This is a genomic window from Brevundimonas sp. (genome assembly GCF_046295595.1).
Lineage (GTDB): Bacteria > Pseudomonadota > Alphaproteobacteria > Caulobacterales > Caulobacteraceae > Brevundimonas.
The window spans coordinates 17,306-30,256 of record NZ_JBKBMX010000027.1; the positions used below are offsets into that span (position 1 = coordinate 17,306).

Annotated in this window: 12 protein-coding genes; 8 read left to right on the forward strand and 4 right to left on the reverse strand. The window is 67.2% G+C overall.

The features are described 5' to 3' along the window. Nucleotides 1–528 precede the first annotated feature (528 nt). The 8 genes from flgK (at nt 529) to ACK4JY_RS14100 (ending at nt 9,912) form a co-directional block, all read left to right on the forward strand. Nucleotides 529–2,643 (forward strand): flagellar hook-associated protein FlgK, encoded by a 2,115-nt coding sequence (flgK, locus tag ACK4JY_RS14065; RefSeq protein ID WP_409606734.1) that lies wholly within the window; start codon nt 529–531, stop codon nt 2,641–2,643. Then, entirely contained in the window at nt 2,643–3,569 is a 927-nt protein-coding gene (locus ACK4JY_RS14070) for a flagellin (protein WP_409606735.1), read from the forward strand. Before flgK ends, ACK4JY_RS14070 begins: the two co-directional genes overlap by 1 nt. Before the next feature lie 64 nt (nt 3,570–3,633). After that, complete coding sequence (locus ACK4JY_RS14075; RefSeq protein WP_409606736.1) at nt 3,634–4,875, forward strand: putative DNA modification/repair radical SAM protein; 1,242 nt, start codon at nt 3,634–3,636, stop codon at nt 4,873–4,875. Continuing rightward, nucleotides 4,875–6,308 (forward strand): UdgX family uracil-DNA binding protein, encoded by a 1,434-nt coding sequence (locus tag ACK4JY_RS14080; protein ID WP_409606737.1) that lies wholly within the window; start codon nt 4,875–4,877, stop codon nt 6,306–6,308. Before ACK4JY_RS14075 ends, ACK4JY_RS14080 begins: the two co-directional genes overlap by 1 nt. Nucleotides 6,309–6,434: 126 nt before the next feature. After that, nucleotides 6,435–7,550 carry an MlaE family lipid ABC transporter permease subunit gene (locus tag ACK4JY_RS14085; protein WP_409606738.1) on the forward strand — a complete coding sequence of 372 codons (1,116 nt, stop codon included), beginning with the start codon at nt 6,435–6,437 and terminating at the stop codon, nt 7,548–7,550. Beyond that, on the forward strand, nt 7,547–8,350 hold the full coding sequence (locus ACK4JY_RS14090; RefSeq protein ID WP_409606739.1) for an ABC transporter ATP-binding protein: 804 nt from the start codon (nt 7,547–7,549) through the stop codon (nt 8,348–8,350). The genes ACK4JY_RS14085 and ACK4JY_RS14090 overlap by 4 nt, the downstream gene beginning before the upstream one ends. A gap of 12 nt (nt 8,351–8,362) precedes the next feature. Further along, nucleotides 8,363–9,301 (forward strand): MlaD family protein, encoded by a 939-nt coding sequence (locus ACK4JY_RS14095; RefSeq protein WP_409606740.1) that lies wholly within the window; start codon nt 8,363–8,365, stop codon nt 9,299–9,301. Then, a complete protein-coding gene (locus ACK4JY_RS14100) occupies nt 9,298–9,912 on the forward strand; it encodes an ABC-type transport auxiliary lipoprotein family protein (protein ID WP_409606741.1) in 615 nt (204 codons plus the stop codon). The genes ACK4JY_RS14095 and ACK4JY_RS14100 overlap by 4 nt, the downstream gene beginning before the upstream one ends. Here ACK4JY_RS14100 and ACK4JY_RS14105 read toward each other — a convergent pair whose 3' ends face one another. The 4 genes from ACK4JY_RS14105 to ACK4JY_RS14120 form a co-directional block, all read right to left on the reverse strand. After that, the gene (locus ACK4JY_RS14105; RefSeq protein WP_409606742.1) at nt 9,913–10,758 is read right to left on the reverse strand and encodes a hypothetical protein; all 846 of its coding nucleotides are present in this window, start codon (nt 10,756–10,758) and stop codon (nt 9,913–9,915) included. A 46-nt stretch (nt 10,759–10,804) separates the two neighbouring features. Continuing rightward, nucleotides 10,805–11,458 (reverse strand): 3-oxoacid CoA-transferase subunit B, encoded by a 654-nt coding sequence (locus ACK4JY_RS14110; RefSeq protein ID WP_409606743.1) that lies wholly within the window; start codon nt 11,456–11,458, stop codon nt 10,805–10,807. An 87-nt stretch (nt 11,459–11,545) separates the two neighbouring features. After that, nucleotides 11,546–11,920 (reverse strand): four helix bundle protein, encoded by a 375-nt coding sequence (locus ACK4JY_RS14115; RefSeq protein ID WP_409606744.1) that lies wholly within the window; start codon nt 11,918–11,920, stop codon nt 11,546–11,548. A 35-nt stretch (nt 11,921–11,955) separates the two neighbouring features. Next, nucleotides 11,956–12,660: a CoA transferase subunit A gene (locus tag ACK4JY_RS14120; protein WP_409606745.1), complete on the reverse strand. Its 705-nt coding sequence runs from the start codon at nt 12,658–12,660 to the stop codon at nt 11,956–11,958. Nucleotides 12,661–12,951 lie beyond the last annotated feature (291 nt).

Below are 12,951 nucleotides of genomic sequence, written 5' to 3' on the forward strand. Positions count from 1 at the left end.
GGGCCCATTTCCCGCATCGGGCGAACCCTGGCGCGCAAGCAGGTCGCCGAAGCTGGATGCATCCGCGACCGACGGCCCTTTGTGGGTCGCCGGAAGGGCGGGCGCGATCATCGATAGAATGGCTTGCGCGGACATGGTCCCGAGGGGTGTCGCCGGAGCGATGGTGGCTGGGGCGCCTGCTGCGCCGGATATTCAGAGGCGGCAGCGCAAGTCACGGGCCAGTTCAGTGGCGCACATCAAAAGGCTGAAAAAGCTCAGGGTTTGTGCGCCGGGAAGCGGATAGGTCGGCGCGGCGCCCGGCCCAAACTTGCCGTGTGCCGACCTTTCTTGCCCGGCGCCGGGGTTGCGTCGACGGGTCAGGGTCCGACTGGCCCGCCGTTTGCGTCCCTTGACGCTCATGACACAGGGTCAATGCGCGAAAATGCGTGATATCAGTGACTTGAGTGGCGGGCTTACCAGCGCCGCCGGGCAAAAAACGCAGATCGCCTGGCAGGGATTGCCGGGCGCCGCCGCGCGGGAGGTCACCAAATGTCGCTGAACGCCATCATGAACACGGCCTCCAGCGGACTGGCGGCGGCCCAGACCCAGTTGCGGATCGTTTCGGACAACGTTTCCAACGTCAACACGCCGGGTTACGTCCGCAAGATCGGCGATCAGGTCAGCCTGACCAGCCAGGGGGTCGGTACTGGCGTTGAGGTGGCGCGTATCCGTCTCGCCACCGACCGGTTCCTGCAAGCCGCCAGTCTGAACGCCGGGGCTGAGGCGGCGCGTCAGGGCGTTCGACACGAGTTGTACGATCGTATCCAGTCCCTGTTCGGGGATCCGGGTGGCGACAACGGCTTCTTCTCGCAAGTCGATGACGTGTTCTCCGCCTTCGCCGCCAGCGCGGAGGATCCGACCTCCTCGCCCCGCCGCCAGGAGGCCCTCTTCCGGACCCAGGCCCTGTTCGACGAGGCAGGGCGCATCGGCGAGCAGATCCAGGCCGTACGGAGGGACGCAGACGGCCGCATCGAGAATGCGGTCGAGAGAGCCAACAGTCTGCTGGAGCAGATCGAGGGTCTGAACCTCGAGATCGCGAGGGCCACGGTCACCAGCGGCGACCCGTCGGGCGCGGAGACGACGCAGGCGGCCCTGATCGGCCAGCTGGCGGAGTTGATGGATATTCGCGTGTCCGCCCGATCCGTTGGCGGCGTGTCGATCCGGACCGGGACGGGAACCATGCTGGCCGGCGAAGGAGCGGCGACGCTCAGCTACATCCGGGCGGGCACGATCACGAGCGAAACCGCCTTCAACGAAATCTGGGTGACCGAACCCGGGGGCCAGAAGCGTCCACTGCTCGACAATGTCGGCTCTGGTGAAATCAAGGGCTTGATCGAACTGCGCGATGTCGAGGCCCCCGCGGCGGCCGAGCGGCTCGCCGAACTGGTGACCCATGTCGCGGACGAGCTGAACCGGGCCCACAACGGCAACAGCTCGGTGCCGGCGCCCACCAGCCTCACCGGACGCAATGTCGGGCAGACGTTTGAGAGCGCCATCACCGGTTTCGCCGGCGAGACGACCATAGCGGTCACCAACACGGCCGGCGTGATCCAGGCCCGGGCCGACGTGGTCTTCAGCGGCGCGACCATGACGGTGAACGGCGTCGCCGCGACGCCGGCCGACTTCCTGACTGTGCTGAACGCCCAACTGGGCGGCGCGGCGACGGCGAGCTTCGTCGACGGCAAGCTGACCATAGCGGCCACCGCCTCCAACGGGGTAGCCGTTGCTGACGATCCGACCACCCCTTCCGACAAGGCGGGGCGCGGCTTCTCCCACTATTTTGGCCTGAACGACCTGATCGCGACCGATCGGCCGGTCATCTACGACACCGGCCTGACTGGCACGTCCGCTCACGGATTCACGGCCGGCGAGACCCTGAGCTTCCGCTTCAACGGAGAGAGCGGCTCGAAACTCCGCGATGTTCAGGTGACGGTGCCGGCTGGCGGCACGGTGGATGATCTGATCGCGGCACTGAACGACCCGGCGACGGGCGTTGGACGGTTTGGATCGTTCGCCCTGTCCGCCGACGGCTCGCTCAACTTCACTGGGCTCGGCAGTCCGCCGCCCACCATGAGCGTCCTTGAGGACAGCACCACCCAGATCCCGTCGGGGATTTCGCTCACGGAACTGTTCGGGATTGGCGCTGGCGTGCGGTCCTCCCGCGCGGACGGCTTCTCACTGCGCGCCGACATTCGCCAGGCCCCGTCGAAATTGGCATTGGCCCAGTTGAATCTGTCCGCGGCGGTCGGAGCCCCGGCGCTGAGCGTCGGAGACGGCCGGGGCGCGCTGTTGCTTGCCGACGCCGGCGAGCGGACGACAAAGTTCGCCGCGGCCGGCGACTCGTCGGGCGGACTCACCTCGGTGTCGCGCTACGCCGCGGAGTTGTCCGGTGAGATCGGGGGTAAGGCGTCGGCGGCCAAGAACCGCAGCGACGCCGCCCAGGCGCTGGCCACCGAAGCCGCGGCCCGCCAGACATCGTACGAGGGCGTCAATCTGGATGAGGAACTGGTCCTGATGACGACCTATCAGCAAGCCTTCAACGCCTCGGCCCGCCTGATCCAGGCCGCCGGCGACATGTATGACACGCTTCTGGGGATGATCTGATGACCCGCGTCGCGACCTACGGAAACTATCAGTCCGCGCTGCTGGACCTGATGAAGGCCCAGACCCGGGCGGCGGACGCCCAGGAGCGGGTTTCGACGCAGAAGAACGCGACCGACCTGACCGGCTTCGGGCGCCAGTCCGAGACCCTGACCGCGCTCAAGGGCGCGCAGAGTCGGATCCAGGGCTTCATCGACACGTCCGAGGCCGTAACCGCCCGTCTCACGACGCAGGACATCGCCCTGAACCAGATCGGCGACGGCATCGCCGGCCTTCGTACGGCGGTGGGCAATGTTCTGGCGACGGATTCGGCCGGGTCGTTGATGCTCGAGCTCGAGGGCCATTTCCAAGGGATTCGCGGCGGCCTGACCATGCGGCATCACGGGGGTTACCTGTTCTCGGGAGCCTCCAGCGCGACTTCGCCGATGATGGTCACCAACCTGACTGAACTGGCTGCGGCGCCGGACGTGCCGTCGGTCTTCGCCAACGACACCCTCAAGACGGCCAGCCGTGTCGCCGAGGGGACCACGCTGGAAACCGGCTTCCTGGCGAACGAACTGGGTGGCGAGGTGCTGGAGATCCTCCGAGACATCCACAACTATCACACGGGGCCGAACGGCCCCCTGAACGGCAAGGTCAACGCTGACCAGAAGACCTTCCTGACAACCCAGCTGAACCGCCTTGAGCAGGCCGCCAACGGGGTCATCGACAAGACCGCCCAGACCGGGTCGATCGCCAACCAGGTGGACAACGTCACCCGGGGTCACAAGGCCCAGCTGAACTCCCTCGACGAATTGGTGGGCGACCGCACGGACGCCGACATGGCGGTCGCGATCACCGATCTGGAGCTGTCGCAGATCGCCATCCAGGCCTCGGCCCAGGTGATATCGCAGCTACGCGATGTCTCTCTCCTCAACTATCTGAGGTAGGGCGACAAATCGCCCTTGCGGCCACGCTGGACGCACCGTTCCGAACGGAACATAGTGCGAACATATGGCCCAGATCGATCTCCGGCGAAAGCTGTCCATCCTCGCAGACGCGGCCAAATACGACGCCAGTTGCGCCTCGTCCGGCACCTCAAAGCGCGACTCTATGGGCGGCAAGGGCGTTGGCTCGACCGAGGGCATGGGCATTTGCCACGCCTATACCCCTGACGGCCGGTGCGTCTCCCTGCTCAAGGTGTTGCTGACCAATTTCTGCATCTACGACTGCGCCTACTGCATCAACCGGGCCAGTTCGAACGTGCCGCGCGCCCGGTTCACGGTGGACGAGATCGTCGATCTGACGCTGAACTTCTACAAGCGGAACTATATCGAGGGCCTGTTCCTGTCGTCCGGCATCATCCGGTCCGGCGACTATACGATGGAGCAACTGGTGCTGGTGGCGAAGGCGCTGCGCACCGAGCACGATTTTCGGGGCTACATCCACCTGAAGCTCATTCCGGAAGCCGATCCCCGGCTGATCGAGGAAGCCGGCCTGTATGCAGACCGGTTGTCGGCCAATATCGAGCTGCCGCGGGATGAGGCGCTGAAGCGACTGGCGCCGCAGAAGGACGTCGGCGTCATCAAGAAGGCGATGGGCCAGGTGCGGCTGGCGGTCGAGGCCGCCCAGCCGACCCGGCGCGAGAAGGTCAAGGTGCCGAAATTCGCTCCGGCTGGCCAGTCCACCCAGTTGATCATCGGGGCAGACGGGGCCCCGGACACCGAGATCATGGAACGGAGCGCCTCGCTCTACGGCGGTTATGGACTTCGGCGCGTCTATTATTCGGCCTTCAGCCCCATTCCGGATTCCTCCAGCGCCCTGCCGTTGGCGAAGCCGCCGCTGATGCGCGAACACCGGCTATATCAGGCCGACTGGTTGATGCGGTTCTATGGGTTTTCCGCGCCGGAGATCGGCGAGGGCGCGACCGATGGCATGCTGGACCTCGCCATCGACCCGAAGCTGGCCTGGGCGCTGAACCGGCGGGAGCAGTTTCCGGTCGATGTGAACACCGGCCCGCGGGAAATGCTGCTCCGCGTTCCGGGCCTTGGCGTGAAGTCGGTGGACCGGATCATCTCCGTGCGGCGCTGGCGAACGCTTCGGCTGGAGGACATCGCCCGACTCTGCCGCGGCATCGACAAGGTGCGTCCGTTCATCGTGACGCTGGACTGGACGCCGGGTGGTCTGACCGACGCCGCCGACCTGCGCGCCCGCATCGCGCCCGATCCGGCTCCGGTCCAGATGAGCCTGTTCTGATGCGGGTCGCGCCTCTCGCCGGCGAGACGGACTTCGATGGCTGGCGCAAGGCGGCGCGAGCGTTCCGGCAGGCCGGCGTGCCGCCGGAGCGGGCGGCTTTCCGGGTCGGGACGGGCGGCGAGAGGCTGTTCGACGAGGGGCTGCCCCCGCCCGCGCCGAATGCGGCGCCGTTCAGCGTGTCGAGGGCGTTCGTGGACCTCGCGCAGGAGGTCGTCCTGCATCGATCAGAGGACCGGTTCGACCTGATGTACCGCCTGCTGTGGCGGCTGGGGGCCGAACCCGATCTGATAAAAATCGTGACCGACGTCGATGTCGCCGACGCCCTTGAGCGGGCGAAGAACGTGAGCCGGGCCAGCCACAAGATGAAAGCCTTCGTCCGTTTCCGGCGGACCGAGGACGAAGCCGGCGAACGATGGGTCGCCTGGTTTGAGCCGGCGCACCGGGTGCTGGAGAAGACGGCGCCCTTTTTCATGCGCCGGTTTGCGACCCTGCGCTGGTCGATCCTGACGCCGGACGGCTCGGCGTTCTGGGACGGCGAGAGCCTGACGTTCGGACCGCCGGCGACGCCCGACATGGCGCCGTCGGAGGACGAAATCGAGGAATTCTGGAAGACCTACTACGCCTCGACGTTCAATCCCGCGCGGTTGAAGACGAAGGCCATGCAGGGCGAAATGCCGAAGCGCTACTGGAAGAACCTGCCGGAGGCGGCGCTGATTTCCGGGCTGGTCGCACAGTCCGCGGTCCGGACGGAGGCGATGGTCGCCACGCCCGCCGCGGAACCCAATATCCGTCTGGCGAAGACGCTGTCGCGGATTAACCGGGACCGGTCATTCGACGAGGGGTTCGTCCCCTCCAGTCTGGAAGAGCTGGGTCTCGCCGTCCAGGGTTGCCGGCGCTGCCCGTTGTGGCGGGACGCGACCCAGGGCGTTTGTGGTGAAGGACCCCGGCAGGCAGGGCTGATGATCGTCGGCGAACAACCCGGCGATCAGGAAGATCTTGCGGGGCGTCCCTTCGTCGGCCCCGCCGGCGGAGTTCTGGATGCCGCGCTCGAGGAGGCAGGCATCGACCGGGAGGACGTCTTCGTCACCAACGCCGTGAAGCATTTCAAACATGAACCACGCGGCAAGCGGCGGCTGCACAAGACGCCGTCCACCCCGGAGGTGTCCGCCTGTCGCTGGTGGCTGGATGCGGAGCGGCGGCTGGTGAAGCCGAAGGTGATTGTGACGCTTGGCGCAACAGCGGCCCTCGGTGTCCTCGGCCGCAAGGTGGCGGTGACGAAGGAGCGGGGACAAGGCATCGACCTGGTGGACCGGACCAAGGCCTTTCTGACCGTCCATCCATCCTACCTGCTGCGCATTCCGGAGGAAGCTGCCAGGGCGCAGGAGCGGGAGCTGTTCGTCGGGGATCTTAAACGGGCCAAGGCGCTGCTTTAGCGAGAGCAAAAGCAAGGGCATATTCACCGTGTCTGAACGAATACGCCCGGGCGACGTTCTCCGGTCTGCCCAGCTTCGCCGTGCGCGGCCCGTAGGCAAATCGAACGGCGCAATCTAGGTAGGGGCATGACAGCAGCGGACTTTCAGATCGAGGACGGCGGACCAGGTCTGACCCTGCGGCTGACTGGCGACTGGACCGCGACGGAATTGGGCCGGATTTCGCGCCGGCTCGACGACGAGCTGCATGATCGCAAGGTCGATGCGGTCGACCTGACGGAACTGGGCCGCTTCGACACCGCCGGCGCACTGGCCATCGTTCAGGCTGCGAACTGCGTCCTGCCCAAGTCGGCCTGGAGCCAGCGCCCCGAGGCCGGCCGCACCTACGCCATGGTCGAAAAGCTGGAGCGGGAGAGCGCCGAGCCGCCGAAGCAGTCGCCGGGCTGGGTGCGGGGCTTCGCCAAGGTCGGACGCGGCGTCGGCGATATCGCGGCGGAAGCGACCCTGTCGATGGCCTTCCTCGGCCGGCTGATCGTGGCGGTGGGTTCCGCCCTGCGCCAGCCCGGCCGCATCCGTTGGCCCGCCTGGTTCAGTCAGGGCGAGCGGGCCGGACTGGACGCCATTCCTATCGTGGCGGTGACCAACTTCTTCATCGGCGCCGTTATCGCCTTTCTCGGCGCCAACCTGCTGACCCAGTTCGGGGCCGGCGTGTTCACGGTTCAGCTGGTCGCCGTGGCGACCTTGCGCGAGCTGGCCGTGTTGATCACCGCCATCCTGCTGGCTGGACGATCTTCATCATCGTTTGCGGCCGAGATCGGCTCCATGCGGATGAACCAGGAGGTCGACGCCATGCAGGTCATGGGCGTCAACCCGTTCCAGGCCCTCGTCATCCCGCGGCTCGCGGCCATGGTTCTGATGCTGCCCCTGCTGACCTTTATCGGCATGCTGGCCGGTCTGCTGGGGGGCCTGCTGGTGACCTGGAGTCAGCTCAGCTACGGGCCATCCTTCTTCGTTCAGCGGATGAGCGAGGATCCCATGATGGGCCAGCATCTGATGGTCGGCATGATCAAGGCGCCGGTCTTCGCCATCGTCATCGCCGCCATCGGCTGCCGGCAGGGCATGGCCGTCGCGGGCGACGTCGAAAGCTTGGGGCGGCGGGTCACTGCAGCGGTGGTTCAGGCCATCTTCGCCATCATTCTGCTGGACGCGATCTTCGCCATGATCTTCCTGGAGCTGGACATTTGACCGACGCCAGCCCCTCCGTCGCCGCTCCGGCCGGGACGCCCGAACGCCTGATTGAGGTGCGCGGCCTGCTGAGCCAGTTCGGCGAGCGCGTTATCCACGAGAACCTCGACCTTGATCTGGAGCGGGGCGAGGTGCTGGGCGTCGTCGGCGGGTCGGGCACCGGCAAGACCGTCCTGCTGAACTCGATCATCGGCCTCAAGGAGCCCGAGGGCGGATCGATCAGCATTCTCGGCTACGACCGGGCGACCCTGACCAAGGAGCAGGAGGCCGACATCGAACGGCGCACCGGCATCCTGTTCCAGCAAGGCGCCCTGTTTTCGTCCCTCAGCGTGATCGACAATGTCGCCTCGCCGCTGGTCGAGCACACCGAGCTGTCGAAGGATGTGATCCGCGAATTGGCCGAGATGAAGATCGCCATGGTGGGGCTGGGCCCCGAGGCCCACTACCTCAAGCCGGCCGAACTGTCGGGCGGGATGCGCAAGCGGGTGGGTCTGGCCCGGGCGCTGGCGCTGGATCCGGAGTTGCTCTTCCTCGACGAACCGACCGCCGGTCTGGACCCGATCGGCGCGGCGGCCTTCGATGAGCTGATCAAACAGCTTTCGAACGATCTGGGTCTGACGGTGTTCATGATCACCCACGACCTCGACAGCCTGTACGCCATCACCGACAAGGTCGCGGTGCTGGCGGACAAGCACGTCGTCGAAAAGGCCACGGTTCAGGAGCTGGAGCGTTCCGATCATCCGTGGATACGAGAATACTTCCTTGGTCCGCGCGGTCGCGCTGCGGACAAGGCGGCTTAAGGAGAGCCGAGCATGGAAAGAGACGCCCACTACGCCGCCGTCGGCATCGCCACCATCGCCCTTCTGGCGGCGCTGGCGGTGTTCACCATCTGGCTAGCCCGGCTGCAGTTCAACAACGACTACGACGTCTATGACATCGTCTTCTACGGCCCCGTGCGCGGCCTGTCGGAGGGTGGCGAGGTGCATTTCAACGGCATCCGCGTCGGCGAGGTCACCGATCTGAACCTTGATCCGAACAAGGGCGACCAGGTCATCGCCCGCATCCGGATTGACGCCACGACGCCGGTGCGGGTCACGTCGCGGGCGCAGTTGGAGCCGCAGGGCATCACCGGCCTGAACTATATCCAGATCACGGCCGGCAATCCGAACAGCGCGATCCTGAAGACCCAGTATCCGGACAATGTCGTGCCGGTGATCCAGAGCCAGCCGTCGCCGATCGCCGAACTGCTGTCGGGCTCGGGCACGGTGCTGGCCCAGACGGTGGACGCGCTGAACCGGATCAACCGGGTGCTGTCTGACGACAATGTGCGGTCGTTCTCGACCAGCCTGAAGAATTTCGAGTCGCTGAGCTCGGAACTGGAAGCGCGCAAGGGCATGCTGCAGCAGTTGGAGCAGGCGCTGACGCGGGCCAACTCGGCCGTCGCCGAATACGAGGCCCTGGCGGTCAGCGCCCGGGGCATTATCGAGGGCGATGGCAAGGCGGCCGTGGCCAACATCAACTCGGCCGCCGAAGAGGCACGGGCCGCCGTGGCCTCGATCAATCGCATCGCCACGGGGGCGGAGGCGCCGGTCAACGAGTTCGTCACCACCGGCCTGCCGCAGCTGCAGCAATCGATCCAGGGCCTCGAGGACGCGACGCGTTCGCTGGAAGGGCTTGTCGACGAGGTGCGGTCCAGCCCGCGCGACTTCATCGGCCGGGCGCCGAGCAAGGAACTGGAGGTCCAGCCGTGATCCATCTTTCGATCAAACCCGTCGCCGCGGCGGCCGGCGCTTTCGCCCTGGCGGGCTGCGCCCTGTTGTCCTCGCCCGATCCGGTCCAGACCTACCGGTTCGGCGGGCCCGCGGCGGCCAGCGCGGCGGCCGAGGGGCAGATGGCTCTGCGCCAGGTCAGCCTGCGCCGCGTCGAATTCCCGGAAGCGGTCGAGGGCGACAAGATCCTCGGCGTGACCGGCACCGAGACCGCCTACATCGGCGGCGCGCGCTGGGTCTCGCCGGCCAGCGACCTGTATATGGAGAGCCTCGAGAACGCCTTCTCGGCTCAGGCGACCCGGGTTCGGCTGATCGGGCCGCGCGAGCTGTCGCGCGGCGAGCATTCGCTGAGCATCGACATGCGCGCCTTCGAGGCCCGCTATGATGCGCCCGGGGCGACGCCGACGGTGGTGGTGACGGCGCGGGTGCGGCTGCTGGCGATGCCGGACCGGACGGTGGGGGCAGAGCGGACCTTCACGGTGCAACAGCCGGCGGCGGAAAACCGGGTGTCGGCGATCGTGGAGGCGTTCGACGTCGCCACGCGCGACCTGAACGCCCAGATCGTCGGCTGGACCGACGCCAACGCCGGCTGATCAGAGCGGCGAACGCAGCGCCGAGAGACGGGTCTCGAGTTCGGCCCGGCGGGCGCCCGAGACGGTCAGTTCGGCGAGCGCCCGGTCGATGCGGCCGAGCAGGTCGTCGCGCAGGGCCAGCAGCCGGTCGCGGTCGGGCCGGACCTTCTTCGGCCGCTTGCCGGCGAGGCCGAGGGCCTCGCTCCAGCCCTGACGCCATTCGGCCATCCCGTCGCCGCAGGCCTTGAGCGCCGTGGCGGCGCGGGCGTCGACGGTCTGGGAGCCGCGGATCAGGGGGAGGGCGCCGAGGGCGGCGGCGCGGCAGGCGTCGAGCGCCGCCTTGCGGGCTTCAAGCGGATGCGGCTGCGCGTCCTCGGCGGGCATGTGGCCTGAGAGGCGGCCGGCGGCGGCCAGCAGATGGGCGTCGAGCTCGACCATGGCGTCGCGGACCTCGGTCCAGATGGTCTCGAGGGCGCCGGAACGGCCGGCGGCGGCCTCGACCCGGCCGGACAGATCGGTCGCGGTGTCGGCGAGGGCGGCCGCGGCGTGGCGGAAGCGCTCGCGGAAGGCCTTGAGGCGGCGATTGCGGCTGTCGAACAGGCCGACGAGGCCGCGGCGCGGCTCCAGCGCGGCGGGGTCGAGGCCCTGCAGCGTGGATCGGGCGTCGGCGAGCCGGGCGGCGGCCTCTCCGAGGTCGCCGGAACGGGCGGCGGCGAGGGCGGTCTCGATCCGGTCGACCGCGGCGGCGCGGGCGGGTTCGGCGAAGGCGTGCGCCCCGGCCTCGTCGTAAGCGGCGTCGATCGCCTCGACCCGGGCGGCGTCGGGCGCGGGGGCGTGCCCCTGCCAGCGGTAGGCTCCGTCGGCCATCACTTGTCTCCCACCCCGGCTCCGCGGCCGGTCGGGTTAACTATGACTACGCCTTGAGGTCCTCGGCAACGGTGTAGCTGGCCTCGGTCTTGCTCGCGACCTCCTCAAGGGTGACGCCGTCGGCCAGTTCGATCAGCTCCAGACCGCCGCCGCCCGGCTTGACGTCGAACACGGCGAGGTCGGTGATGATGCGGCTGACGACGCCGGCGCCGGTCAGGGGCAGGGTGCAGGCCTTCAGCACCTTGGACTGGCCGTGCTTGTTGGCGTGATCCATGACCACGACGACGCGCTTGACGCCGGCGACGAGATCCATGGCCCCGCCCATGCCCTTCACCAGCTTGCCGGGGATCATCCAGTTGGCGATGTCGCCGTTCTCGGCCACTTCCATGGCCCCGAGGATCGACAGGTTGATGTGGCCGCCGCGGATCATGGCGAAACTGTCGGCCGAGCTGAAATAGCTGCTCTCGGGGATTTCGGTGATGGTCTGTTTGCCGGCGTTGATCAGGTCCGGATCGACCTCGTCCTCATAGGGGAAGGGTCCCATGCCGAGCATGCCGTTCTCGGACTGGAGGGTGACCTCCATGCCGTGCGGGATGTAGTTGGCCACGAGCGTCGGAATGCCGATGCCGAGGTTGACGTAGAAGCCGTCCTGCAGCTCGCGCGCGGCGCGTGCGGCCAGTTGTTCGCGGGTGCGGGGCATGGGGAAGATCCGGGTGTGGGGGATGGGGCGTGGGGCGTAGGGCGTAGGGCGTAGGGCGTCGGGTGTGGGGTGTGGGGTCAGGCGGTATCAATCGTCTTTCGCGCGAAGCGCACGGATCAGGGCTCCGAGAGCGCGGCCCAGTTGGTCGCAGCGCGTGAGGGCAGGATCGATGTCGGTCCTCGGCGCGCAATCGACTTCAGCGGCGATAATGAGATGTGTCTCCAACTCCTTCAGCGACCCCTGCGCAATCATCAGGTGTCTGACGTAGTCCTTGCGGCTGCCCCTGCCGTATCCCTCGGCGATGTTTGCGGGGACGGAGACCGCTGACCGCCTGATTTGTGACGTCAGACCAAACAATTCATCCTTCGGGAAGGGCCGTGTGATGAGATAGCAAGCCTTCACGAGGGCCATCCCATCTCGCCAGACGCCAAGCTCGCGGTAGGACGAAAGCGGCTCCTTCATTCCCTACACCCCACACCCGACCCCCCACACCCGGTTCAGACGCTCTCCCGCTCCCGCACCGTCCGTTGTTCGATGCGCTTCTCGGGCACGGTGAGGACAATGCGGTCGACGTAGACGCCCGGGGTGTGGATGTGGTCGGGGTCCAGCGAGCCGGTCGGGACGATGTGTTCGACCTCGACGACGGTGACCTTGCCGGCCGTGGCCATCATCGGATTGAAGTTGCGGGCGGTCTTGCGGAACTGGAGATTGCCGCGGCCGTCGGCCTTCCACGCCTTGACGATCGACAGGTCGGCGACGAGGCCGGTCTCCATGATGTAGCGCTCGCCGTTGAAGACGCGCTCTTCCTTGCCCTCGGCGACGAGGGTGCCGACGCCGGTCTTGACGAAGAAGGCGGGGATGCCCGCGCCGCCGGCGCGGATGCGCTCGGCCAGGGTGCCCTGGGGGTTGAACTCGAGCTGCAGCTCGCCGGCCAGATACTGGCGCTCGAACTCCTTGTTCTCGCCGACATAGGACGAGATCATCTTGCCGATCTGGCGGGTGCCGAGCAGCTGGCCGAGGCCGAAACCGTCGACGCCGGCGTTGTTGGAGATGACGGTCAGATCCTTGACGCCGCTGTCGCGCAGGGCGGCGATCAGATGCTCGGGAATGCCGCACAGGCCGAAGCCGCCGGACATGACGGTCATTCCGTCGAAGGTCAGGCCTTCGAGGGCCGACGCCGCGTCGGGGAAGATCTTCCGCATCGCTTCCTCATGGTTTTCACCGTCTGATGAATATCGACGGCCGTTGTTCGTCCGTAACGCGGGCCCGGTGCAGGGGCAAGGGGGAGGGGTGTGGGGTTTGGGGTGTGGGGTGTGGGGTGTGGGGTGTGGGATTGGGGATCAGGCACGACTCTGCGCCGCTTGTCGCCAAACGGTTGGGGAGGTTGGCGGAGCGCGGGCGTCAGCCCGGAACCGATGTGGCCCCCTGCTTTCGCGTTACGGGAGCCTTGATGTGTTTTCGGCTGAACGCCCGCGCTCCGCCGTGATCGTGGC

Excerpts from the sequence above, each read along its gene's own strand:
- ACK4JY_RS14080 (WP_409606737.1), top strand. The coding sequence starts at position 4,875 with ATGCGGGTCGCGCCTCTCGCCGGCGAGACGGACTTCGATGGCTGGCGC.
- flgK (WP_409606734.1), top strand. The coding sequence starts at position 529 with ATGTCGCTGAACGCCATCATGAACACGGCCTCCAGCGGACTGGCGGCG.
- ACK4JY_RS14085 (WP_409606738.1), top strand. The coding sequence starts at position 6,435 with ATGACAGCAGCGGACTTTCAGATCGAGGACGGCGGACCAGGTCTGACC.
- ACK4JY_RS14075 (WP_409606736.1), top strand. The coding sequence starts at position 3,634 with ATGGCCCAGATCGATCTCCGGCGAAAGCTGTCCATCCTCGCAGACGCG.
- ACK4JY_RS14120 (WP_409606745.1), bottom strand. The coding sequence starts at position 12,660 with ATGCGGAAGATCTTCCCCGACGCGGCGTCGGCCCTCGAAGGCCTGACC.
- ACK4JY_RS14095 (WP_409606740.1), top strand. The coding sequence starts at position 8,363 with ATGGAAAGAGACGCCCACTACGCCGCCGTCGGCATCGCCACCATCGCC.
- ACK4JY_RS14110 (WP_409606743.1), bottom strand. The coding sequence starts at position 11,458 with ATGCCCCGCACCCGCGAACAACTGGCCGCACGCGCCGCGCGCGAGCTG.
- ACK4JY_RS14105 (WP_409606742.1), bottom strand. The coding sequence starts at position 10,758 with ATGGCCGACGGAGCCTACCGCTGGCAGGGGCACGCCCCCGCGCCCGAC.
- ACK4JY_RS14115 (WP_409606744.1), bottom strand. The coding sequence starts at position 11,920 with ATGAAGGAGCCGCTTTCGTCCTACCGCGAGCTTGGCGTCTGGCGAGAT.
- ACK4JY_RS14070 (WP_409606735.1), top strand. The coding sequence starts at position 2,643 with ATGACCCGCGTCGCGACCTACGGAAACTATCAGTCCGCGCTGCTGGAC.